Here is a 24,330-nt window from a genome sequence, read left to right as displayed (position 1 = left end):
GGAGGCATAAGTCATACAAATAAATACTATAAACAAAAAAACCCGCCGTAGCGGGTTTTTTGGCCGTGTTCGATCAGTGTTCGAACATTGCGGAGATCGATTCTTCGTTGCTGATACGACGAATCGCTTCGGCCAGCATCCCGGACAGAGTCAACGTACGCACGTTTGGCAGCGCTTTGATCTCGTCGCTCAGCGGGATGGTATCGCACACCACAACTTCGTCGATGACGGAGTTACGCAGGTTGTTTACCGCATTGCCGGAGAAGATCGGGTGAGTTGCGTAAGCGAATACGCGTTTCGCACCACGCTCTTTCAGCGCTTCAGCGGCTTTACACAGCGTACCGCCGGTATCGATCATGTCGTCCACCAACACGCAGTCGCGGCCAGCCACGTCACCGATGATGTGCATCACCTGAGAAACGTTAGCACGCGGACGGCGTTTGTCGATGATCGCCATGTCGGTATCGTTCAGCAGCTTCGCGATAGCTCGAGCACGTACCACGCCGCCGATGTCTGGAGAAACCACAATCGGGTTGTCCAGATTCAGTTGCAGCATGTCTTCCAGCAGGATTGGGCTGCCGAAAACGTTATCAACCGGCACGTCGAAGAAGCCCTGGATCTGCTCTGCGTGCAGGTCGACCGTCAGTACGCGGTCAACGCCGACGCTGGAGAGGAAGTCTGCGACAACTTTAGCGGTGATTGGCACACGCGCGGAACGGACGCGACGGTCCTGACGTGCATAGCCAAAGTAAGGAATAACAGCAGTGATACGGCCAGCAGAAGCGCGACGCAGCGCGTCGACCATAACAACCAATTCCATCAGGTTGTCGTTCGTTGGAGCACAGGTGGACTGGATGATGAAAATATCACCACCGCGTACATTTTCGTTAATTTGTACGCTGACTTCGCCGTCGCTAAAGCGACCTACAGCGGCGTCGCCGAGGGAAGTGTACAGGCGGTTGGCAATACGTTGTGCTAGTTCCGGGGTGGCGTTACCAGCAAAAAGCTTCATATCAGGCACGAGAAGAACCTCAGGCATGCGTCCAGTGGTGGATAGCGTTCGCCGCAAACTGCGGGGCCTAAGCAAACGCTATCCAGGCGGTGTATTATAGAGCGCGATGCAACGTCTGGAACAGGGTGACGTTGTCACCGAAACTCAGTCTGCGCCAGAATGGCCTGCTGTAGGGGGGAGGTGTTCATCCCGCGTGCTACAAAACCATGCAGCCAGTCCGGCGCTTGCTCAAGCACCTGACGGGCGGCGGATTCGGTGTCAAATTCAGCAAAGACACAGGCCCCTGTACCGGTCAGGCGCGACGGCGCGTATTCTAACAGCCAGGAAAGCACCGCATCAACCTCGCGAAAACGTTTTCTTGCGATATCCTCGCAATCGTTGCTGAATTCACAATTTAATAACGTTTTTATTGACCGTACCGGGGTATTTCTTTTCAGGTCAGGATCTTTAAAGATGACCGGGGTAGGAATGCTCACGCCAGGGTGAACGATCAGATACCATTTTTCCGGCGGATCGACCGGCGTGAGGATTTCGCCCACCCCTTCAGCAAACGCCGCGTGGCCGCGCACAAACACTGGTACATCGGCGCCCAGCGTCAACCCTAACGCTGCCAGCTCGTCCGTTGTCAGACCGCAGCCCCACAGATGGTTAAGCGCCACCAAAACGGTTGCAGCATTTGACGAACCGCCGCCAAGACCGCCGCCCATCGGCAGGCGTTTGTCGATACGGATATCCGCACCGCTTCCCGCTGGCAGACGACCCGACGACGACGCCGTTTTCATCAGCAGGCGGGCAGCGCGCACGATCAGGTTATCGTCATGCGCCACGCCGTCGACTGGCGTCAACAGGCAAATCTGCCCGTCCTGACGCGGTTCGATTGAGATCGTGTCGCCGTAGTCGACAAACTGAAACAGGGTTTGCAGGGTGTGATAGCCGTCAGCGCGCTGCCCGGTAATGTAGAGAAACAGGTTCAGTTTTGCGGGAGAGGGCCAGTGGGTCATCATTTAACGATCCAGTTATCCATTTTCAGCTTGATACGCTGGCTACCCTGCGTCAGCTCCATATTGGACGGCAGCGATGGTTGCGTCTTGCTGTCATACGCGCTGTACACCACTTTCCAGGTTTTACCGCCCTGGGTGTAGTTAACCTGGCTCAGACGGTATTGTTCATCAAGCGTATAGTCGGTGGCGTCACCCGGCAGGCCAAGGATCCACTGGCGCAGACTATTGAGCGGAATCGGCATCCCGGTCAGTTTGCCAATCATCTCTTCGGCGTCGGTCGCGGTGTAGTGCTGGCCTTTGTTATCGGTGATCTGCGCTTCGCCAGGCTTCGCGTTAAGCTCCAGCTCGGTGCTGCCCAGCGGGTTGAGCAGCAGCAGGCGATAGTTGTCCTGCCCCGTTTGCTGCCAGAAGAAGCGAGCATAAACTTTTTGTTCGTCAGAGAGATATGCAAATGCACCGCGGGTCTGGTACTGGCTTAATTTCAGCACATCCTGCTGGTGCTGACGCCACTGCGGTGAGTCGGGGCTTTTGCCCGGGCCTTTCGGCTGATGAACGGAACAGGCGGTCAGAACCAGGGCCGCCAGAGGCAGCAGGCGAATCATTCGGGTCATAATGATGACAAATCCTTGAGATACGTTGCAGTTATAACTGTTAATGCTAGCGTTGAAGGGTGCCACCGTCTACGTTCAAATTATCTCAAAGCGCGGCGTAAGCTATTACTCCGAAAGGGGGCAGTCTCTTTTATTGATCTCGCGCATCCTGTATGATGCGACCTGCTAACCTTATTAACGCTGGTACTACTCCCGCTCAACATGACCCTATTAGCACTCGGTATTAACCACAAAACGGCCCCGGTTTCACTGCGAGAACGCGTTACGTTTTCGCCGGATACGCTCGACCTGGCGCTGGATAGCCTGCTTGCACAGCCGATGGTGCAGGGTGGCGTGGTGCTGTCGACGTGCAACCGTACCGAGCTCTATTTAAGCGTGGAAGAGCAGGACAACCTGCACGAGGCGCTGATCCGCTGGCTATGTGACTATCACAACCTCAACGAAGAAGAGCTGCGCAACAGCCTGTACTGGCATCAGGATAACGATGCGGTCAGCCATCTGATGCGTGTTGCCAGCGGTCTGGATTCGCTGGTGCTGGGCGAGCCGCAGATCCTCGGCCAGGTGAAAAAAGCCTTCGCGGATTCCCAGAAAGGGCATCTGAAAGCCAGCGAACTGGAGCGAATGTTCCAGAAGTCATTCTCCGTGGCGAAGCGTGTGCGAACCGAAACCGACATTGGCGCCAGTGCGGTTTCGGTTGCTTTCGCGGCCTGTACTCTTGCCCGTCAAATCTTTGAATCGCTGTCGACCGTCACCGTACTGCTGGTGGGGGCGGGCGAAACCATCGAGCTGGTGGCGCGCCATCTTCGCGAACACAAGGTGAAGAAGATGATCATCGCTAACCGCACCCGCGAACGTGCGCAGGTGCTGGCAGATGAAGTGGGCGCTGAGGTGATTGCGCTGAGCGACATCGATGAACGTCTGAAAGAGGCGGACATTATTATCAGTTCTACCGCCAGCCCGCTGCCGATTATCGGGAAAGGGATGGTCGAGCGTGCGCTGAAATCCCGCCGCAATCAGCCGATGCTGCTGGTGGATATCGCCGTTCCGCGTGATGTCGAACCGGAAGTGGGCAAACTGGCGAACGCCTACCTGTACAGCGTGGATGACCTGCAAAGCATCATTTCGCACAACCTTGCCCAGCGTAAGGCGGCGGCTGTGCAGGCGGAAACCATCGTTGAACAGGAAACCAGCGAATTTATGGCCTGGCTGCGCGCGCAAAGCGTCAGCGAGACCATCCGCGAATACCGCGGTCAGGCGGAGCAGGTGCGTGATGACCTGACGGCCAAAGCGTTAGCGGCCCTTGAACAGGGCGGCGACGCGCAGGCGATTATGCAGGATTTAGCCTGGAAACTGACCAACCGCCTGATCCATGCCCCAACCAAATCTCTTCAGCAGGCTGCCCGTGACGGGGACGATGAACGCCTGACTATTCTGCGCAACAGCCTCGGGCTGGAATAGCGCCCTATACCCATTTTCTAAGACAAGGTGCATTTACGCCTATGAAGCCTTCTATCGTCGCTAAACTGGAAGCTCTGCACGAGCGCCATGAAGAAGTCCAGGCGCTGCTCGGCGATGCCGGGACCATTGCCGACCAGGAACGTTTTCGCGCGCTGTCGCGTGAATACGCGCAGTTAAGTGATGTTTCAAAATGCTTTACCGACTGGCGACAGGTCCAGGAAGATATCGAAACCGCGCAGATGATGCTCGACGATCCTGAAATGCGCGAGATGGCCCAGGAAGAGTTGCAGCACGCTAAAGCACGGTCAGAAGAGATGGAGCAGCAGCTTCAGGTCCTTCTGCTGCCAAAAGATCCGGATGATGAGCGTAACGCTTTTGTGGAAGTCCGCGCCGGTACCGGCGGCGACGAAGCGGCGCTGTTCGCCGGAGATCTGTTCCGTATGTACAGCCGTTATGCGGAATCACGCCGCTGGCGCGTGGAGATCATGAGCGCCAACGAAGGCGAGCATGGCGGCTACAAAGAGGTTATCGCCAAAATCAGCGGCGACGGCGTTTATGGTCGGCTGAAGTTTGAATCCGGTGGTCACCGCGTGCAGCGTGTGCCTGCGACAGAATCTCAGGGACGCATTCACACTTCGGCCTGTACGGTGGCGGTCATGCCCGAGCTGCCGGAAGCGGAACTGCCGGATATCAACCCGGCGGATCTGCGCATCGACACCTTCCGCTCTTCAGGGGCGGGTGGTCAGCACGTTAACACCACCGACTCCGCTATCCGTATTACTCACCTGCCCACCGGGATTGTGGTTGAGTGTCAGGACGAGCGATCCCAGCACAAGAACAAAGCTAAGGCGTTATCCGTGCTGGGTGCCCGTATCCACGCGGGGGAAAGGGCGAAACGCCAGCAGGCGGAGGCCTCTACCCGCCGTAACCTGCTGGGCAGCGGCGACCGTAGCGATCGTAACCGCACCTATAACTTCCCGCAGGGGCGCGTAACCGACCACCGCATCAACCTGACGCTCTACCGTCTGGATGAGGCAATGGAAGGCAAGCTCGATATGCTGATTGAGCCTATCGTGCAGGAATACCAGGCCGACCAGCTGGCGGCGCTGTCCGAGCAGGATTAATGGATTTTCAGCGCTGGTTACGTGAGGCGGCCCGTGAACTTTCAGAAAGTGAAAGCCCGAAGCGGGACGCCGAAATTCTGCTTGAGCATGTGACGGGTAAAGCCCGCACGTATCTGCTGGCTTTCGGCGAAACCGAACTGACAGCTGAACAGCTATCGCAGCTGGAGGCACTGCTCGCCCGCCGTAAAACCGGCGAGCCGGTGGCGCATCTGGTTGGCGAGCGCGAGTTCTGGTCACTTCCGCTGTATGTTTCAGCGGCGACGCTGATCCCGCGCCCGGACACCGAGTGTCTGGTGGAGCAGGCGCTGGCGCGGTTACCGGCGCAGTCGTGTCAGATCCTCGATCTGGGTACCGGCACCGGTGCGATTGCGCTGGCACTTGCCAGCGAGCGGCCGGACTGCACCGTGATGGCGGTAGACGTGATGCCTGATGCGGTCGCCCTCGCGCGGCGCAACGTTGAACGGCTGAGGCTGAACAATGTTTCCGTTCTGCAAAGCAGCTGGTTTGCCGCGCTTGAAAGCCGCATGTTCGAAATGATTGTCAGCAATCCGCCCTACATCGACGAAGACGATCCGCATCTCGCGCAGGGCGACGTGCGTTTTGAACCGTTGACCGCGCTGGTCGCTGCGAATCAGGGACTTGCGGATCTCGATCACATTGTGACAACGTCACGGCAACATTTGCTTCCCGGTGGCTGGCTGCTGGTGGAACATGGGTGGACGCAGGGAGAGGCGGTGCGAGCACTGTTTACGCGTGCCGGATACGCCGCCGTGGAAACCTGCCGGGATTACGGCGGCAATGAACGTCTGACGCTGGGGCAGTGGTCATGAGCCTGTTTGCGCTGCTGATCTCCGTTCACCTGGTTTCCGTTGCCCTGACCATCGGCTTTTTCATTGTCCGCTACGGGTGGCGCTACAGCAATAATCCGCTGATTAACGCCCGCTGGGTACGTATCGCCCCACACGGTATCGACACAGTGCTGTTCCTTTCCGGAGCCGGGTTAATGTGGAAGACCGGCTATCTGCCATTTACTGATAAAGGCCTATGGCTGACTGAAAAGCTGTTTGGCGTTATCATCTACATCGTTTTGGGTTTTATCGCGCTTGGGCGTCATCGTCCGCGCAGCCAGCAGACAGGGTTTATCGCTTTTCTGCTGGGTCTGGTGGTGCTGTACATCATCATTAAACTCGCCACCACAAGAATACCGTTACTGGGGTAAGTCATGAGGTCCTTAGCCGATTTCGAATTTAACAAAGTGCCGCTATGCGATGGTATGATCCTGATTTCAGAGATGATCCGCGACGATTTCACATCACAGTACGTTTACGCTGAACTGGAAAATCTGGTCAGCCTGGCGCGCGAAGAGATCAATCAGGCACGTCCGCAAGACTGGCAATTAGAGAAGCTGATTGAGCTTTTCTACGGCGAATGGGGTTTCTGCGACACGCGAGGCGTGTATCGCCTGTCTGACGCACTGTGGCTGGACCAGGTGCTGAAAAATCGACAGGGTAGCGCCGTCGCGTTGGGCGCCATTTTACTGTGGGTTGCGCACCGACTGGATATTCCACTGGTGCCGGTCATTTTCCCCACGCAGATGATTTTGCGGGCGGAGTGGCTGGACGGTGAGATGTGGTTAATCAATCCGTTTAACGGCGACACGCTGGATGAGCATACGCTGGACGTCTGGCTGAAAGGCAACATCAGCCCGATAGCGGAGCTGTTCAATGAAGATCTCGATGAAGCCGATAACGCCGAAGTGATCCGCAAGCTGTTGGATACGCTGAAGTCTGCGCTGATGGAAGAGCGTCAGATGGAGCTGGCCCTGCGCGCAAGCGAAGTGCTGTTGCAGTTCAATCCGGAAGATCCGTACGAAATCCGCGACCGCGGCCTGATTTATGCGCAGCTAGACTGCGAACACGTGGCGCTGAATGATTTGAATTACTTCGTCGAGCAATGTCCGGAAGACCCGATCAGCGAAATGATTCGCGCGCAGATCAACGCGATCGCGCATAAACACATTACACTGCATTAATCTTAATTCCGATTCACACCTGAATAAGGCGATCCTATGAAACAAAAAGTGGTTAGCATTGGTGATATCAACGTGGCAAACGACCTGCCGTTCGTGCTGTTTGGCGGTATGAACGTTCTGGAATCCCGCGATCTCGCTATGCGCATCTGCGAACACTACGTGACCGTGACCCAGAAGCTGGGCATCCCGTACGTGTTTAAAGCCTCTTTTGACAAAGCCAACCGCTCCTCCATTCACTCCTACCGTGGCCCGGGCCTGGAAGAGGGGATGAAGATTTTCCAGGAGCTGAAACAGACGTTTGGCGTGAAAGTGATCACCGACGTGCACGAAGCGTCTCAGGCACAGCCCGTGGCTGATGTGGTAGACGTGATTCAGCTTCCGGCGTTCCTGGCGCGCCAGACTGACCTGGTAGAAGCGATGGCGAAAACCGGTGCCGTGATTAACGTGAAAAAACCGCAGTTCGTGAGCCCTTGCCAGATGGGTAACATCGTCGATAAGTTTATCGAAGGTGGTAACGACCAGGTGATCCTGTGCGACCGTGGTTCAAACTTCGGTTATGACAACCTGGTTGTGGATATGCTGGGCTTCAGCGTAATGAAGAACGTCTCTAACCAGTCTCCGGTGATTTTCGACGTGACCCACTCCCTGCAATGTCGCGACCCGTTTGGCGCCGCGTCTGGCGGGCGTCGTGCGCAGGTGACCGAACTGGCGCGCGCCGGTATGGCAACCGGCCTGGCGGGTCTGTTCATTGAAGCGCACCCGGATCCGGTTAACGCGAAATGCGACGGTCCATCCGCGCTGCCGCTGGATAAGCTGGAGCCATTCCTGAAACAGATTAAAGCGATTGACGATCTGGTGAAGAGCTTCGACGAGCTGGATACCAGCAACTAATAAAAAACCCGCTTCGGCGGGTTTTTCTTTGCCCGGCGGCGCTACGCTTGCGCGGGCCTACGGGTTTCGTAGGCCGGGTAAGCGCAGCGCCACCCGGCAAAAAAATTACGCAAATATCGTCATCAGATACGCAATAAACAGCGCCATATGCGCCGCGCCGTTCAGCACATTGGTGCGGCCGGTGGAGAAGGATATCTGGCACAGCAGCAAGGATGCCACCATCACAATCATCTCTGGTGCACCCAGCGCAAACTGCAATTCATTCCCCGTCATAAAGGCAATAAGCGTTACCACCGGAACGGTAAGGGAGATGGTCGCCAGAACGGAGCCAAAGAACAGATTCATCGCACGCTGCACCTGATTATTGAGCACCGCTTTCAGCGCACCCAGGCCTTCTGGCGACAGGATCAACAGGGCTACCAGGAAACCGGTAAAGGCGACCGGCGCGTTCAGTTCAGTTAACAGCGCCTCCAGCGGCTTCGCATTCATCTTGGTGACCGCAATTACCGCAATCAGATGCACGATCAGCCAAACCGTGTGCCACGCGCTGCTGTGGGCCGACGGCTTACCGTGATGCGGGTCATCATCGTCGCCGTCGTCTTCATGCTCGTAAACAAACAGGCTTTGGTGCGTTTTGGTCTGGATCAGCAAGAACACGCCGTACATTGCCGCGGAAATCAGCGCCACCAGCAGCGCCTGGCCGGTGGTGAAGTTTGCGCCCGGCAATGCCATCGGGAATACCAGCACGATAATCGCCAGCGGGAACAGGGCGATCAGATACTGTTTAATGCCAAAAAGGTTCATGTACTGGGTGGCAAATTTGCGGCCACCTAATAAAAGCGAAAAACCGACCAGGCCGCCGGTAACAATCATAATGATGGAGTAGAGCGTATCGCGCATTAACGTTGGTGCGGCGTCGCCGGTGGCCATTAATGCGGAAATTAGACTGACCTCAAGAATCACAACCGAAAGGCTTAAAATTAATGACCCATACGGCTCTCCAAGACGGTGGGCTAAAACATCCGCATGGCGTACCACGCTAAATGCACTGGTTAAAATACCCACCAGAGCCAGAATATTGATCCCCACAACCACTGGCAATGACTGACTGCTTCCCCAGAAGAGCAGCACAGCCAGTGCCAGAACCGGGAAAATGAGAGAGGTCTCCTTGTGGCGGGTCTTTACCGCCCCGTGTGTTGCTGTCCTGTGTTTCTCCAACAGTGCAGGTGCTTGTAATTATAGATAGATTTTGAGGGTGTTAAATTAACAGAAAACGGTTAAATACCCTGTATTTTTTACTTAATTTTACCCTTTAATGGGAATTTTCTTCCTGAAGCTTATAATACCTTATTTACACAAAATATTAATTTAATAACAACGACTTGCGCTCTTAATTAGTTCATTTCTTGCTGTCGGCTGGCACCCTGGCGTATCGTCGTCCACACTTATCTTTTAGCCAAAAGAGAGGTTAACGATGCCATACAAATCGAAAAGCGAATTACCGGATAACGTGCAAAACGTACTGCCTGCCCACGCTCAGGATATCTACAAAGAAGCCTTTAACAGCGCCTGGGATCAGTACAAAGATAAAGAAGATCGCCGGGACGATGCCAGCCGTGAAGAGACGGCGCATAAAGTGGCCTGGGCCGCCGTAAAAAATGACTATGAGAAAGGGGATGATGACAAATGGCACAAAAAGAAATAGCTGCCGAATAATACGCTGCCTCCATTTTGACATTTCAGGCGGTTGAACTGCCGCTGTATTGCATCTGGCCCGCGAATTGCTTATCGTTGCTCAACTGCTGTTAAAATGAACAGCACAGAATGCCGGGAAGGCGCATTAAAGATGTCGCAAGGAAGCATGCAGTGGCGGAGGTGGAATGTGTTAACGCGTGATTTCTTGATGAAGGCAGATTGTAAGACGGCATTTGGTGCTATTGAGGAATCGCTTCTGTGGTCGGCTGAACAACGTGCGGCGTCGCTTGCGGCAACGCTGGCCTGCCGCCCGGATGATGGCCCGGTCTGGATTTTTGGTTACGGCTCGCTGATGTGGAACCCGGCGCTCGAGTTTGTTGAATCGGCAACCGGAACGCTGCCTGGCTGGCACCGCGCCTTCTGTTTGCGCCTGACCGCCGGACGCGGCAGCGCCTGTCAGCCTGGACGTATGCTTGCACTAAAAGAGGGCGGGCGCACCACGGGCGTGGCATACCGGCTGCCGGATACCACGCTGGAAGATGAGCTGACGCTGCTGTGGAAGCGCGAGATGATCACCGGCTGCTATATGCCCAGCTGGTGCAAGCTGGAACTGGACGACGGCCGCACCGTCAACGCGCTGGTGTTCATTATGGATCCGCGCCACCCGCTGTATGAAGCCGACACCCGAACCCAGGTGATTGCCCCGCTGATTGCCGCCGCCAGTGGACCGCTGGGCACTAACGCCCAGTACCTTTTCTCGCTCGATCAGGAGCTGACGCGTCTCGGTATGCAGGACGACTGTTTGAGTGAGCTGGTGGTGAAGGTTAAAGCGCTGCTGGAAGGGAACCCGCTCAGCAATACGCTGCGCCCGGGTTTTGCCTGATAATACGCCCGGCTGGCCGGGCGTTTATGGTTATGCTGCCACGTAACTTACGGAATGTTCGAGCGACTGGCTGTGGCTGTCGATCAGCACATCCCAGGTGCCGGTGTAAGGCACCGTCAGCCAGGCCTTATCATCCTGGACGGTAAGGATATCTGCCTGCGATTGCTTTTGCCCTTTTGTACTCATCAGATGGATGCGGCAACGTTCTGAGCAACGCACCACTACCGTATCCCCGCCAAACAGTTTCAGACTCGTTTTAACTCGTGCCATTTTTTATACCCCGTCGTTTTTGCCCATCCCGAGCGTGATGTTGTTCACAATTTACTCATTGCATAACACCAAAGGGGAAGGTGGGTGATGCTGATTTCGATCAAAAAATGGCGCAACGATTAAACAAAAATGACAAAATCCCTGAAACCTTTCAGCCGACGCGCGTTTTCCCTGCTTAACGCGCGTCCGGGAAAAATTATATGCGGAAATGGCCAGCGGTCTCAGCAAGGTCGCCCGCCTGGCTTTGCAGCGCGCTGGCCGCAGCAGCAGACTGTACAACGAGTTCAGCGTTCTGCTGCACCATGCGATCCAGGTGAGTCACCGCGTGGTTAATTTCATGGATGCCTTTCATCTGCTCGCGGGTGGCAATAGATATTTCACGCATAATGCCAGACACGCTCCCGACGCTGGCGCGGATCTCATCCATGCTGTCGCCCGCAAGGTGCACAAACCGGGAGCCGGTTGCAACGCTTTCGGTAGTGGAGTCAATAAGGGATTTTATCTCTTTCGCCGCCTGAGCGCTGCGGCTGGCCAGATTACGCACTTCCCCCGCAACGACCGCGAACCCACGGCCCTGCTCACCGGCACGAGCCGCTTCCACGGAGGCGTTAAGCGCCAGAATGTTGGTTTGGAAGGCGATGCCGTCAATCACGCTGGTGATATCGCCAATCTTTGCAGAAGCCACTTCGATGGACTGCATGGTGCTGATTGCCTGCGAGACAACTTCGCCGCCGCGCGCTGCGGCCGCAGAGGCCTTACTGGCCTGGTCGTTGGCCTCTTCGGCCGATTCATTCGACTGGGTGACGGAGGCGGTTATCTCTTCCACGGCGCTGGCGGTCTCACGCAGGCTGGACGCGGCCTGCTCGGTACGTCCGGAGAGATCCTGGTTGCCTGCCGCAATCTCCTGCGCGGCGTTTTTCACTGAGGCGCTGGCGTCGCGAAGCTGGACCATCACCACCGAGAGTTTATTGCTGAAGGCGTTAAACGCCTGCGCAATTTGCGCCACTTCGTCATCGCCGCTATCCGGCAGACGCTGGGACAGATCGTTGGTGCCGTTGGCAATGCTGTGCATCGCGTCGCGAATGTCGGACAGGCGCTTAAGCAGGCGGGCTATCAGGAGGTGGACAATGGCGCCGCTCAGAAGCGCCAGAATCACCAGCGAGATTGCCGACGCTTTCAGCAAGGAACGCATGCCGGAGGTAGCGTCGCTGCTGTCGAGGGCGACGACCAGCAGCCAGTTCGTGCCCGGCACGGCTGAGGCTATAAAGGTTTTTTCCTCATCATTGAGCGTCCCGTCGACCGGATTACCGCTCTTCAGCGCCGCAAGGTCGATGCCTTTGATCGTCCCGGTAAACGGCTTCAGCGTCAGGGTCGGCTCGTTGGCGGCAATAACCGTGCCGTCGCTGTTCAGGAGTAACCCGCTGCTGGCAGGCGTTGGGTGGATCCCGCGCACGTTCGCCACCACGCTATCCATGGCGACATCGCCCGCTACCACCGCTTTCAGAGTACCATTCTCCTTCACCGGTACGGCAAACGTCACCACCAGCTTCCCGGTCCCGGCATCAACGTAGGGCGCCGTCACAACCGGGCCATCCGTGCTCACCACCTGCTGATACCAGGGACGAATGGTTGGGTCATAATCCGCCGGGACCCCCGCAGGATCGGAGAATTTCGCCGTCTTGCTGGCGTAGCCTGCGTAGACGTTGGTGAAGCCGCCCGCCTGGGCTAATTGCTTAAACACCGGAACCGGATCGTCAGCCAGCGCGATACTCTGCGCGGAGGCAATCACCGTCATTTTGCTTTTGACCCAGTCGGCAATCGCCATATTGTGGCTGGCGCTGGTGCTGGTCAGTATATCGCGCTGCGACTGCTGATTATCCTGGCGCGTGACCTGAAAGTTGATAATGGTATTAAGAAGAAGGGCGACGACCATACAGCCTGTCGTCGCCGCAATGATGCGGGCGCGAATGGATCTGAACATAAGTGTAATACCTGCTGTGTTGTTTCCATGCCTATCGGCAATGGCGCAGGTAAACTTGATGCTGAAACCGCGTCCATAAGAAAATAATATTTTTAGCGATTTATTATTAAAAAGTTAATACTTTATCAGCGGTAAGAGTCCATTCAGCCAGATCAACCAGCGTGCCAATTTCCACGCCATCAATCAGGGGCAGCCCGGTAATGCCGCGACCGTCGGTACAGGTTTTGCACAGCTTGACCGGAACGTTTTGCGCGGTCAGGATCTCCAGCATGTGTTGTATGTTGTAGCCCTCAGCGGGTTTCTGCCCCTTCAGCGCGGCCGTGACGGCATCGGACATCAAAAAGAGGCGCAGCTCCAGCTCACTCTCCTTATCGCGCAGCGCGATTGCCAGGCGCAGACTGTTAAAAAGGGATTCACTGCCGTAGGCCGCACCGTTGGCGACGATCACAATCTTCTGCATGTTGACTCCTGTTCTTTGAAAAGGCACGAATATTGCTTCTCATACCGAAGAATATGTATCGGAGAGAGAAACGATGACGATAGTGGCTGGCAGTTCGCCTGGCGCGACCGAATGGTTCCAGCGTGCAAGAATGCTGCGGGAGGAACAGCTCGGCAGATTAGCGCAGCTGGGCGCACTGGTGAACGGCATCAGTCGACTGGTGCATATGCTACAGTGCGAACGCGGTGCGTCAAATGTCTGGCTCTGCTCGCAGGGTAAATTGTACGGGCCTGAATGCAAGGCCAGCAGGGCTTTGGTGGATGAAAACCTTGCGGCATTGCACCTCCTGTTTAGCGAACCGCTGCCGGGCAGCGCCCTCTGCGAACGTATCGCCAACGCACTGCACGGCCTTGAAACGCTGACGGTGCTGCGTGATGGCGTTACAGGTCAACGCGTCACCGCGCCGCAGGCGATGGAACACTACAGCCGCATACTGCGGCTTCTGCTCAATATCGTACCTCAACTCAGCGACAGCATTGACGATCCGCACATCGCGGGCCGATTTGTGGCCCTTTACAGCCTGATGCAGGGCAAAGAACTTGTGGGACAAGAGCGGGCGTTAGGGGCTATTGGTTTCACCCAGGGATTCTTTGACGATGAAACTCGCCAGCGGCTGGTGGATCGCATTGATGGCCAGCAGGCCTGCTTTGAGGTTTTTATCTCCCATTGCACTCCAGACGTGCAGGAGACGTTTACCCTCAACTGTCAGCCGGGTCTGGAGACTGAAAAACTCAGGCGTGAAGCGTGCACCCGCCAGCCTCCGGCAGATAATGGCGATACCGCCCTCAAATGGTTTGCCCTGCAAACCGCGCGTCTTGAGCATCTGCGCACGCTGGAGGAGGTAGCCATTGCCGATCTGATGACGGCAGTTGAGGAGCGTCGCTATAGCGAAAACCTGCACGTAGACGATGAGTACGGCGATATCCTGGCGCGATTTCCGGATAGACCACTGCTGCCGCTGGTGCGCCAGCAGGCGCGCGAAATTGAGCAACTCTCCCGTCAACTTGCTTCCCTGCGCGACACGCTGGAGGAGCGCAAGACCATCGACAAAGCCAAAAGCGTGCTAATGACGCATCAGAACATGAGCGAGGAGCAGGCGTGGACAGCCCTGCGCAAAATGGCGATGGATAAAAACCAACGCATGGTGGATATCGCCCGTGCGCTCCTTACGGTGAAAAATCTGTGGAAGATACCCCCTGGGGAGTAGTTGCACAGTCAGTGGGCATTTAATGCCTGATTGAGGTGCGTAAAAGAGCGCTCTCCTTGCAGAAACCCCGTAACGCCGGGGTTAAAAAGCTGGCATCACCTTTGCATTAACAGATTAACTATTTTTGACGATGCGCCAACGGCGGTGCATACGTCTTCGGGATAAAGGCGTCCAGCGGTGCTTCAGCACCGTCGGGCGCTTTTTTTTGCCTTTTTTCAGGAGCAATTATGGCGGATTTGTCGAGACGGCGTTTATTGCAGGCCAGCATGCTGGCGAGTGGTGCGATGCTGTTGCCGGGTGTCATGCAGGCCGCATGGGCGGCGGGGTCAGATAAGCCGGAGCAGGATACCGTGCGTATCGGGTTTATCCCCCTGACCGATTGCGCGCCAGTGGTTATCGCGGCCCTGAAAGGGTTCGATAAAAAACACGGCATTACCATTGTACCTACTAAAGAGGCGAGCTGGGCGGCGGTGCGCGACAAGCTGGTGGCAGGGGAGCTGGACGCCGCACACATTCTTTACGGCCTGCTGTACGGACTGGAGCTGGGTATCGCGGGCAAGCCGCAGCAGATGGCGAACCTGATGACTCTCAACCAGAACGGTCAGGCCATTACGCTCTCCAGCGATCTGGCGGAGAAGGGCGTTCGTGATCTCGACGGGCTGAAAAAGCTGATTACACAGCAGGCACCGGGAACCTACACCTTCGCGCATACCTTCCCGACGGGTACACACGCTATGTGGCTCTACTACTGGCTGGCCAGTGCGGGCATTAACCCGTTTGACGACGTGCGCACTGTGGTGGTCCCGCCGCCACAGATGGTGATGAACATGCGCATCGGCAACATGGTCGGGTTCTGCGTCGGCGAGCCGTGGAACGCGCGGGCGATTAACGACCGCATCGGGTTTACCGCCGCCACGTCACAGTCCATCTGGGCCGATCACCCGGAAAAGATCCTCGGCACCCGACGCGACTGGGTGGTGAAAAATCCGCACACCGCACGGGCGCTGGTGAGCGCCGTGATGGAAGCCGCGCGCTGGATCGAGGCGTCAGCGGAAAACAAACGTGAAACCGCGCAGATCCTCTCGCGCCGCGCATGGCTCAACTGCAAGGAACAGTACCTCACCGGACGCATGCTCGGCGAATACGACAACGGGCTCGGTCAGCGCTGGCAGGATGCGCACCCGATCCGTTTCTTCAATGAGGGTGCCGTGAGCTACCCGTATCTCTCCGACGGCATGTGGTTCTTAACCCAGTTCCGACGCTGGGGTTTGCTCAACGCCGCGCCGGATTATGCGGGCATCGCACAGCGCATTAACCAGACCGCGGTCTGGCAGGATGCCGCGACCGCCGTGGGCGGCATGTCCACACCGTCATCACCGTATCGCAGCAGTACCCTGATGGACGGCACCGTCTGGAACGGCACCGATCCGGAAGGGTACGCCAACCGCTTCGCCATTCACCGTAAAGGGGCCTGAGTATGCAGCATCTGCAAAATACGCAACCACAAGAGAAGTCAGAGAGCGGGGAAGTGATTGTCCTGCCTCCGCTACAGGTTCGCCGTCGTGCGCCAGCGTTTACGCGTCGGATGAATGAGTTTTTACAGCGCGTCATCCCGGCGCTGCTCGGTCTCGGTCTGCTGGTGGTGCTCTGGCAGCTGGCGGCGATAAACAGTAAAGGTTTCCCGACGCCGCTCAGCACGCTCGATTCGGCCATGACCCTGTTTGCCGATCCGTTTTATCGCGACGGGCCAAACGATATGGGCATTGGCTGGAACGTGCTGGCGTCGTTGCAGCGCGTCGCCATCGGCTTCGGTCTGGCGGCGCTGGCGGGCATTCCGCTGGGCTTTTTGATTGGGCGCTTCACCTTTTTCTCCCGCATGTTCAACCCGCTGATCGCGCTCCTGCGTCCGGTCAGCCCGCTGGCCTGGCTGCCTATCGGCCTGCTGCTGTTCCAGAAAGCGGAGCCCGCGTCGAGCTGGACCATTTTCATCTGCTCCATCTGGCCGATGGTCATTAACACCGCCGAAGGGGTGCGCCGTATTCCGCAGGACTACCTCAACGTGGCCCGGGTGCTGCAACTCTCAGAGTGGACCATCATGCGCCGCATTCTTTTCCCCGCCGTGCTGCCTGCGGTGTTGACCGGGATACGTCTCTCCATTGGCATTGCCTGGCTGGTGATTGTCGCCGCCGAGATGCTCACCGGAGGTTTAGGCATTGGCTTCTGGATCTGGAATGAGTGGAACAACCTCAACGTCGAAAACATTCTCATCGCCATCGTCATCATTGGCGTGGTCGGGTTGCTGCTGGAGCAGGGGCTGATGCTGATCGCCCGTCGCTTTAGCTGGCAGGAAAAATAAGGAGTGAAGATGAAACCTTTAATTCAGGTCCAGGCCGTGAGCCAGCGTTTTTCCACCGCCAGCGGCGAGTTTCTGGCGCTGCAAAACGTCTCTTTTGATATCCACGAGGGCGAAACCGTCAGTCTGATTGGTCACTCCGGCTGCGGCAAGTCGACGCTGTTAAACCTGATCGCCGGGATCACGCTGCCGACGGAAGGCGGGCTGATTTGCGACAACCGCGAAATCGCCGGGCCGGGGCCTGAGCGTGCGGTAGTGTTCCAGAACCATTCGCTGCTGCCGTGGTTAACCTGCTTCGACAACGTGGCGCTGGCGGTGGATCAGGTCTTCCGTCGCACCATGAGTAAGGCCGAGCGCAAAGAGTGGATTGAGCACAATCTCGACCGGGTGCAGATGGGCCACGCGCTGCATAAGCGCCCCGGGGAGATCTCCGGCGGTATGAAGCAGCGCGTCGGTATTGCCCGGGCGCTGGCAATGAAGCCGAAAGTGCTGCTTATGGATGAGCCGTTTGGCGCGCTCGATGCGCTGACGCGTGCCCATCTTCAGGACTCGGTGATGCAGATCCAGCAGGCGCTGAACACCACCATCGTGCTCATCACCCACGATGTGGACGAGGCGGTACTGCTCTCTGACCGCGTACTGATGATGACCAACGGCCCGGCGGCCACCGTGGGTGAGATCCTGCGCGTCGATCTGCCGCGCCCGCGCAACCGGGTGCAGCTGGCGGACGATAGCCGCTATCACCACATGCGCCAGCAGATCCTCCATTTCCTCTACGAAAAACAGCCGAAAGCGGCGTAATGAGGGGGCACGATGCGACTGGTCATTATCGGTAATGGTATGGCGGCAACCCGGCTGATTGCATCGCTCACCGGGCGTGTGCCCGGTCGTTTTGCTATCACCGTCATCGGTGACGAGCCGGAGCAGGCGTACAACCGCATCCAGCTTTCGCCGGTGCTGAGTGGTGAAAAGCAGGCGGAGCACATCTGTCTGCACGATGAAGACTGGTACACGGCACGAGGCGTGACGGTGCTGCGAGGAGAAACGGTGCTCGCAGTAGACGTTAACGCGCGTAAAGTGCGTACCTCTGCTCGCACGCTGGGCTGGGATGCGCTGGTGTTTGCCACCGGGTCTACCCCTGTAGTGCCGCCGATCCCCGGCGGCGATGCGCCGCATGTGTTCACCTTTCGCACCCTGGCAGAGACCCGCGCCATCCAGAACCTCTCCGGTCCGGCGGTAGTGCTGGGCGGTGGCGTACTTGGCGTGGAAGCAGCGGCAGCGCTGGCGCGCAACGGTGACAACGTCACGCTTATCCATCGTGGTCCCTGGCTGATGGAACAGCAGCTGGATCAGCAGGCGGGACTGCTGCTTGAAGAGGCGCTGGCTGCGCGGGGTGTTAGCTGTGAATTCGCCTCTGGCATCGCGGCGATTAACGGCAAGAGCGTGACGCTACTCAACGGGCACAGCGTCACCGCCGCGCGCGTGGTGCTGGCCACGGGTGTACAACCCAACGTTGCGCTGGCAAAAGCCAGCGGCATTCACTGCGCGCGCGGCATCGTGGTGGATCACCAGATGCAAACCTCCGTGCCGGATATCTACGCCATCGGCGAGTGCTGTGAAATTGACGGCCAGACATTTGGCCTGGTCGCCCCTTGTCTGGCGCAGGCGGATATTCTCGCCGCGCGGCTGGCCGGGGAGATCACCGCGCCGTTTACCCGGACCGACAAAGGCGTGCGTCTTAAGGTGACCGGCGTGGAGCTGTTCAGCCTCGGACGCGCGACGGCGCAGGCGGACGATGTGGTATGGAGTTCATGGGATCCGCTGACCCGTCACTATCGACGTTTACTGATCCATCAGGGGGCGCTGGCTGGCGTGCTGCTGCTGGGTGACTGCCGCAGCGCGGCAACCTTTACCGATTTACTGGCAACGGCTGCGCCCGCCCACGCGGACTGGCTGTTCGATCGTTTCACAACGCAACCGCAGGTTGCAGGACAGAACGCTATGACAAAACCTACTCTGGTGGTGGTTGGGCACGGTATGGTCGGCCATCATTTCCTCGAAGACTGCGTTAACCGCAATTTGCATCAGCAGTATCAGATTATTGTTTTTGGCGAAGAGCGCTATGCGGCCTATGACCGCGTGCATCTGTCGGAATATTTTGGCGGACGCAGCGCGGACTCGCTCTCGCTGGTGGCGGGGGAGTTCTTTGCCGATAACGGTATAGAGCTGCGCCTCTCGCAGCAGATTGTCGCTATCGATCGTGATGCACACGTTGTGCGTACCGCCAGCGGCCATGAAACCCACTGGGATAAGCTGGTGCTGGCGACCGGCTCGTACCCGTTCGTACCGCCCGTTCCGGGCAGCGATCTGCCGGGTTGTTTTGTCTACCGCACCCTCGACGATCTGGACAACATTGCGGCCCATGCGGCAGGCTCTCGCCGCGGCGTGGTAATTGGCGGCGGCCTGCTGGGGCTGGAGGCGGCGAATGCGCTTAAGCAGCTAGGGCTGGAAACCCACGTGGTGGAGTTTGCGCCGAACCTGATGGCGGTGCAGCTCGACAGCGACGGTGCGGCAATGCTGCGCAGGAAAATTGAGGCGCTGGGCGTAGGGGTACACACCAGTAAATCGACGACGGAGATTGCCACCGCAGACGACGGGCTGGTGCTGCGTTTTGCCGAGGGTGAACAGCTGGAAACGGACATGGTCGTCTTCTCTGCCGGTATTCGTCCGCAGGACGCGCTGGCGCGCAGCAGCGGGCTGGCTATTGGCGAGCGCGGCGGGATCTGTATTGACGACGGCTGCCGGACCTCCGATCCGGACGTGCTTGCCATCGGGGAATGCGCGCTGTGGGAGGGGAAAATCTTTGGCCTGGTGGCACCGGGCTACCAGATGGCGCGCGTGGCTGCCGCTGTGCTGGCGGGTGAGGAGAAGCGCTTCACCGGCGCGGATATGAGTACCAAACTCAAGTTGCTGGGGGTGGATGTGGCGTCGTTTGGCGATGCCCACGGGCGCACGCCCGGGGCGCTGAGCTACCAGTGGACGCACGGGCCGCAGCAAATCTACAAAAAAATTGTGGTCAGTCACGACAGCAAAACCCTGCTGGGTGGCGTGCTGGTGGGCGATGCCAGCGAATACGCCACGCTGGTGCAGATGATGCTTAACGGCATCAGTCTGCCAAAAGAGCCGGAAACGCTGATCTTACCCGCGTCGTCAGGCTGCACGCCAAAAGCGCTGGGCGTGGCGGCGCTGCCGGAAAGCGCGCAGATCTGTTCGTGTCATAACGTCAGCAAAGGGGATATCTGCCTGGCGGTAAGTGCGGGCGCAACGGATATCGGCGCCATTAAGCAGTGCACCAAAGCGGCGACCGGCTGCGGAGGTTGTAGCGCGCTGGTGAAGCAGGTGATGGAGTTCCAGCTTGCGGAGCAGGGCGTGGAGGTGAAAAAAGATATCTGTGAGCACTTCCCGTACTCGCGTCAGGAGATATACCACCTGGTGCGCGTCAACCATATCCGGACCTTCGACCAGCTTATCAGCCGTTACGGACAAGGGCACGGCTGTGAGATCTGTAAACCGCTGGTGGGATCAGTGCTGGCCTCCTGCTGGAACGAATACCTGCTGAAACCGGCGCATCTGCCGCTGCAGGACACCAACGACCGCTACTTTGCCAATATTCAGAAGGACGGAACGTATTCCATCGTGCCGCGCATGCCCGCCGGGGAAGTGACGGCCGACGGGCTGATCGCCATCGGCCAGATTGCGAAACGCTATAGCCTTTACAGCAAAATCACCGGCGGACAGCGTATTGACCTGTTTGGCGCCACGCTCGAACAGTTGCCGGAAATCTGGCAGGCGCTGGTGGAGGCCGGATTTGAGACCGGACATGCGTACGGGAAATCCCTGCGCACGGTGAAATCCTGCGTCGGGTCGACCTGGTGTCGCTATGGCGTGCAGGACTCCACCGGCCTTGCGGTCAAACTGGAGCATCGCTACAAGGGGTTACGTGCGCCGCACAAAATCAAAATGGCGGTCTCCGGCTGTACCCGTGAGTGCGCAGAGGCGCAGAGCAAAGACGTGGGGGTGATTGCCACGGACAAGGGCTGGAACCTTTATCTGTGCGGCAACGGCGGGATGAAGCCGCGCCACGCGGATCTCTTTGCCAGCGATCTGGACGACGAAACGCTGATCCGCACCGTTGACCGTTTCCTGATGTTCTACATTCGCACGGCAGATCGTCTGCAACGCACCAGTACCTGGATGGATAACCTGGAAGGCGGCCTCGACTATCTGCGCGAGGTGATCCTCAACGACAGCCTTGGGATCGCCCACGAGCTGGAGCAGGAGATGGCCCGGGTGGTGGAGACCTATCAGTGCGAATGGCAAACCACCCTCAACGATCCTGATCGCCTGGCGCTGTTCCGCACCGCGGTGAATGTCCCTGCCGCGGCGGAGAGCAAGCGCTGGCAGGAAATTTGCGGCATCGATGATATCCCCGAGCAGGCGGGCATCGGCGCGCGGCTTGGCCGAAAACCGATTGCGCTGTTCCGCTTTGGAACGTCCGTTTATGCCCTGGACGACCTGGAGCCGGGCAGCAGCGCGAACGTGCTTTCGCGCGGCATCCTTGGCGATGCAGCGGGCGAGCCGGTGGTGATTTCCCCGCTTTACAAGCAGCGCATACGTCTGCGCGATGGATGTCAGGTGGAGAACGGCGAACCCGTGGTGCGCGCCTGGCCGGTAAAAATTGAAAACGGCAAGGTTTGGGTTGGAAGCCAAGAGCTGGTGATGCGTGCGGAGGCCTCATGACGGAAACCCGTACAACGTGCCCTTACTGCGGGGTGGGCTGCGGCGTGGTCGCCAGTGTGGAAGATGGCGCGGTAAGCGTTCGTGGGGATGAAACTCATCCGGCGAACTTTGGTCGCCTGTGCGTAAAAGGATCTGCCCTTGGGGAAACGACGGGGTTGCAGGGACGTCTGCTGCGCCCGGTTGTTGACGGCATGGAGGTGGCATGGCCGCAGGCGCTGGGTGAAGCGGGCGAGCGGCTACGGAAGATCATCAACGAATGGGGGCCGCAGGCGGTGGCGTTTTATGCCTCCGGCCAGCTGTTGACCGAGGATTACTATGCGGCCAACAAGCTGATGAAAGGCTTTATCGGGGCGGCGAACATTGATACCAACTCGCGGCTGTGCATGTCGTCAGCGGTGGTGGGCTACAAACGCGCCTTCGGTGAAGACATTGTGCCGTGCAGCTACGAGGACGTGGAAAACAGCGATCTGGTGGTACTCGTTGGCTCAAACGCGGCCTGGACGCATCCGGTGCTGTATCAGCGGCTGGTGCAGGCAAAACGCAGCAACCCGCAGATGAAAGTGGTCGTGATCGATCCGCGCAAAACCGCCACCTGCGATGTCGCTGACCTGCATCTGGCGCTTAAGCCCGGCAGCGACGCCGGGCTGTTTGTGGGATTGCTCAATCTGATTCAGGGGAGCGGCGAGTGGCCGATTCCTCACGTGGCCGCGTTTTGCGATCTGCCTTCAGACGAGATTGGCACCTTCTACGACTGGTTTGTCACTGCGCCACGCGCGATCACGCTCTACACCATGGGGATCAACCAGTCCTCCAGCGGCAGCGACAAGTGTAACGCCATCATTAACGTGCATCTTGCCAGCGGGAAGTTCAACCGTTCGGGCTGCGGCCCGTTTTCGCTGACCGGACAGCCAAACGCCATGGGCGGGCGGGAAGTGGGTGGGCTGGCGAACCAGCTGGCGGCGCACATGAACTTCGAGCCGGACGATCTTTCGCGCGTGGCGCGTTTCTGGGGAACCGAGCGGCTGGCACAAACGCCGGGGCTGATGGCGGTAGAGCTGTTTGACGCGATTGCCCGCGGCGAGGTGAAGGCGGTGTGGATCATGGGCACCAATCCTGCCGTGTCACTTCCCGACAGCCACGCGGTGTGCCAGGCCCTGGCAGCCTGCCCGCTGGTCATAGTATCTGAGGTGATGCAGGAGACGGACACCAGCCGGTTTGCTCATATCCGTTTTCCCGCCCTGGGCTGGGGCGAAAAAGACGGAACGGTGACCAATTCCGAGCGGCGTATTTCGCGCCAGCGCGCGTTTCTGCCTGCGCCGGGCGAGGCCAGACCGGACTGGTGGATCATCGCCCGGATCGCAGAGCAGCTCGGTTATGGCGATGCCTTCGCCTGGGAACACCCTCATGAGATATTTTGTGAACATGCGGCGCTGACGGCGTTTGAAAATAACGGCGAACGGGCGCTAAACCTGCGCGAACTGGCGTCGCTGTCGCGCGAGGCGTGGGACGAGCTGGCGCCTTATCAGTGGCATGCCGGTGATTTCCCGCAAAGAAATCTTGTACCGGTTGATCCTTCCTCACATGGGGCAGGCGTCGACGAATTGTACCCCTTGATACTGAATACCGGGCGGATCCGCGATCAGTGGCACACCATGACGCGCACGGGGTATGTTTCGCGCCTGATGCAGCATATCGATGAGCCTTTTATTGAGATGAACCCAACCGATGCGGCGCGCGCGGGGCTGACTGACGGCCAGCTGGCGCGGATAAGTTCCTCGCGCGGGGTCATGGTTGCCAGAGTACGTATCTCTACCGCACAGCGTGCGGGCGAGCTGTTTGCGCCGATGCACTGGAACGCGCAGTTTGCCCGGCAGGGGAAGGTCAACGCGCTGGTGGAAGGGCGGATTGATGCCTGGTCCGGCCAGCCGGAGAGTAAACAAACCGCGGTGAGGATCCTGCCCTGGCTACCCGCCTGGCAGGGGGAGCTGTATGCCCGCGAGTTGCCAGCGCTGCCGCTGTCGGTCTGCTGGTGGCGTAAAGCCTCACGTCTGACGGTGGCGGGGGAGCAGCCGTTGCTGTCGTGGGTCATGGCGTACGCCAGCGGTCGGGGCTGGCAGTTACAGGTGGCACAGACGGGAGAACGCAGCAGCGTGCTCGCCTGGCATCACGGCGAGCTGATGCTGGGCTACTGGGAGGGCCATACGCTGCCGGCGCTGGCGCATGCGTTTATTGAAGAAGCCTTTGCTGCTGCGCCCGTACAACTTGCTGAACGCCACGCGCTGCTGCACGGACAACGGCCGGGCGAAGATGCCGATCCCGGGCGAATTATCTGTAGCTGCTTTAGCGTGGGTGAAAATACGATACGTAAGGCGATAGCCGGAGGCTGTAATTCTGCCGCAGCGCTGGGCGTGAAGCTGCGTTGCGGTACGAACTGCGGCTCCTGCCTGCCGGAGCTGAAAGGGCTGTTGGGATAATAGTGTAAAGGCGTCAGGTGGCGGCTTCGCACCGGCACG

The 24,330-nt window shown here is 58.2% G+C and carries 21 protein-coding genes; 14 read left to right on the top strand and 7 right to left on the bottom strand.

Annotation, left to right across the window (positions count from 1 at the left end; translation table 11 throughout):
• Positions 1 to 73 precede the first annotated feature (73 nt).
• The 3 genes from prs to lolB form a co-directional block, all read right to left on the bottom strand.
• Positions 74 to 1,021 carry a ribose-phosphate diphosphokinase gene (gene prs / locus C3451_RS08845; protein ID WP_003856663.1) on the bottom strand — a complete coding sequence of 316 codons (948 nt, stop codon included), beginning with the start codon at positions 1,019 to 1,021 and terminating at the stop codon, positions 74 to 76.
• Positions 1,022 to 1,146: 125 nt separating this feature from the next.
• Positions 1,147 to 2,016 carry a 4-(cytidine 5'-diphospho)-2-C-methyl-D-erythritol kinase gene (ispE, locus tag C3451_RS08840; protein WP_032624093.1) on the bottom strand — a complete coding sequence of 290 codons (870 nt, stop codon included), beginning with the start codon at positions 2,014 to 2,016 and terminating at the stop codon, positions 1,147 to 1,149.
• Positions 2,013 to 2,624: a lipoprotein insertase outer membrane protein LolB gene (gene lolB / locus C3451_RS08835; RefSeq protein WP_045621912.1), complete on the bottom strand. Its 612-nt coding sequence runs from the start codon at positions 2,622 to 2,624 to the stop codon at positions 2,013 to 2,015. The genes ispE and lolB overlap by 4 nt, the downstream gene beginning before the upstream one ends.
• 201 nt (positions 2,625 to 2,825) lie before the next feature.
• Here lolB and hemA point away from each other — a divergent pair, with 201 nt between their 5' ends.
• The 6 genes from hemA to kdsA are packed head-to-tail and all read left to right on the top strand — an operon-like array spanning position 2,826 to position 8,129.
• The gene (gene hemA / locus C3451_RS08830) at positions 2,826 to 4,082 is read left to right on the top strand and encodes a glutamyl-tRNA reductase (protein ID WP_003856666.1); all 1,257 of its coding nucleotides are present in this window, start codon (positions 2,826 to 2,828) and stop codon (positions 4,080 to 4,082) included.
• A gap of 41 nt (positions 4,083 to 4,123) precedes the next feature.
• Positions 4,124 to 5,206: a peptide chain release factor 1 gene (gene prfA, locus C3451_RS08825; RefSeq protein ID WP_124304292.1), complete on the top strand. Its 1,083-nt coding sequence runs from the start codon at positions 4,124 to 4,126 to the stop codon at positions 5,204 to 5,206.
• Positions 5,206 to 6,036 carry a peptide chain release factor N(5)-glutamine methyltransferase gene (gene prmC, locus C3451_RS08820; protein ID WP_063139217.1) on the top strand — a complete coding sequence of 277 codons (831 nt, stop codon included), beginning with the start codon at positions 5,206 to 5,208 and terminating at the stop codon, positions 6,034 to 6,036. Before prfA ends, prmC begins: the two co-directional genes overlap by 1 nt.
• Entirely contained in the window at positions 6,033 to 6,425 is a 393-nt protein-coding gene (gene sirB2, locus C3451_RS08815) for an invasion regulator SirB2 (RefSeq protein ID WP_045621910.1), read from the top strand. The genes prmC and sirB2 overlap by 4 nt, the downstream gene beginning before the upstream one ends.
• Before the next feature lie 3 nt (positions 6,426 to 6,428).
• On the top strand, positions 6,429 to 7,238 hold the full coding sequence (gene sirB1, locus C3451_RS08810; RefSeq protein WP_022648376.1) for an invasion regulator SirB1: 810 nt from the start codon (positions 6,429 to 6,431) through the stop codon (positions 7,236 to 7,238).
• 36 nt (positions 7,239 to 7,274) lie between these two features.
• Positions 7,275 to 8,129, top strand: coding sequence for a 3-deoxy-8-phosphooctulonate synthase (kdsA, locus tag C3451_RS08805; protein ID WP_124304291.1), 855 nt, complete (start codon positions 7,275 to 7,277; stop codon positions 8,127 to 8,129).
• A gap of 105 nt (positions 8,130 to 8,234) precedes the next feature.
• Here kdsA and chaA read toward each other — a convergent pair whose 3' ends face one another.
• The gene (gene chaA, locus C3451_RS08800) at positions 8,235 to 9,347 is read right to left on the bottom strand and encodes a sodium-potassium/proton antiporter ChaA (RefSeq protein ID WP_124304290.1); all 1,113 of its coding nucleotides are present in this window, start codon (positions 9,345 to 9,347) and stop codon (positions 8,235 to 8,237) included.
• 256 nt (positions 9,348 to 9,603) lie between these two features.
• On the opposite strand from chaA, the gene chaB reads away from it, so the two are divergent.
• On the top strand, positions 9,604 to 9,834 hold the full coding sequence (gene chaB, locus C3451_RS08795) for a putative cation transport regulator ChaB (RefSeq protein WP_003856674.1): 231 nt from the start codon (positions 9,604 to 9,606) through the stop codon (positions 9,832 to 9,834).
• Positions 9,835 to 10,011: 177 nt separating this feature from the next.
• Positions 10,012 to 10,707: a gamma-glutamylcyclotransferase gene (locus C3451_RS08790; protein WP_017384255.1), complete on the top strand. Its 696-nt coding sequence runs from the start codon at positions 10,012 to 10,014 to the stop codon at positions 10,705 to 10,707.
• Between the two features lie 30 nt (positions 10,708 to 10,737).
• Here C3451_RS08790 and C3451_RS08785 read toward each other — a convergent pair whose 3' ends face one another.
• The 3 genes from C3451_RS08785 to C3451_RS08775 all read right to left on the bottom strand — a co-directional run bounded on the left by C3451_RS08785 (position 10,738) and on the right by C3451_RS08775 (position 13,418).
• On the bottom strand, positions 10,738 to 10,977 hold the full coding sequence (locus tag C3451_RS08785) for a hypothetical protein (RefSeq protein ID WP_015570352.1): 240 nt from the start codon (positions 10,975 to 10,977) through the stop codon (positions 10,738 to 10,740).
• A gap of 196 nt (positions 10,978 to 11,173) precedes the next feature.
• Complete coding sequence (locus C3451_RS08780; RefSeq protein ID WP_023306429.1) at positions 11,174 to 12,958, bottom strand: methyl-accepting chemotaxis protein; 1,785 nt, start codon at positions 12,956 to 12,958, stop codon at positions 11,174 to 11,176.
• 106 nt (positions 12,959 to 13,064) lie between these two features.
• The gene (locus C3451_RS08775) at positions 13,065 to 13,418 is read right to left on the bottom strand and encodes a DsrE/DsrF/TusD sulfur relay family protein (protein WP_045621908.1); all 354 of its coding nucleotides are present in this window, start codon (positions 13,416 to 13,418) and stop codon (positions 13,065 to 13,067) included.
• A 73-nt stretch (positions 13,419 to 13,491) separates the two neighbouring features.
• On the opposite strand from C3451_RS08775, the gene nasR reads away from it, so the two are divergent.
• From nasR to C3451_RS08745, 6 genes are all read left to right on the top strand, one after another.
• Complete coding sequence (gene nasR, locus C3451_RS08770) at positions 13,492 to 14,664, top strand: nitrate regulatory protein NasR (RefSeq protein WP_045621907.1); 1,173 nt, start codon at positions 13,492 to 13,494, stop codon at positions 14,662 to 14,664.
• A 227-nt stretch (positions 14,665 to 14,891) separates the two neighbouring features.
• The gene (locus C3451_RS08765; protein ID WP_022648370.1) at positions 14,892 to 16,139 is read left to right on the top strand and encodes a CmpA/NrtA family ABC transporter substrate-binding protein; all 1,248 of its coding nucleotides are present in this window, start codon (positions 14,892 to 14,894) and stop codon (positions 16,137 to 16,139) included.
• A 2-nt stretch (positions 16,140 to 16,141) separates the two neighbouring features.
• Entirely contained in the window at positions 16,142 to 17,020 is an 879-nt protein-coding gene (gene ntrB / locus C3451_RS08760) for a nitrate ABC transporter permease (RefSeq protein WP_045621905.1), read from the top strand.
• A 9-nt stretch (positions 17,021 to 17,029) separates the two neighbouring features.
• A complete protein-coding gene (locus tag C3451_RS08755) occupies positions 17,030 to 17,818 on the top strand; it encodes an ABC transporter ATP-binding protein (RefSeq protein WP_042715167.1) in 789 nt (262 codons plus the stop codon).
• Positions 17,819 to 17,830: 12 nt separating this feature from the next.
• On the top strand, positions 17,831 to 21,817 hold the full coding sequence (nirB, locus tag C3451_RS08750; protein WP_074142915.1) for a nitrite reductase large subunit NirB: 3,987 nt from the start codon (positions 17,831 to 17,833) through the stop codon (positions 21,815 to 21,817).
• Positions 21,814 to 24,291: a nitrate reductase gene (locus tag C3451_RS08745; RefSeq protein ID WP_124304289.1), complete on the top strand. Its 2,478-nt coding sequence runs from the start codon at positions 21,814 to 21,816 to the stop codon at positions 24,289 to 24,291. Before nirB ends, C3451_RS08745 begins: the two co-directional genes overlap by 4 nt.
• Positions 24,292 to 24,330 lie beyond the last annotated feature (39 nt).

It is taken from the genome of Enterobacter sp. 301B, from assembly GCF_003850715.1.
GTDB classification, from domain to species: Bacteria; Pseudomonadota; Gammaproteobacteria; order Enterobacterales; family Enterobacteriaceae; genus Enterobacter; species Enterobacter intestinihominis.
This window is presented reverse-complemented; position numbering and strand designations above follow the sequence as displayed.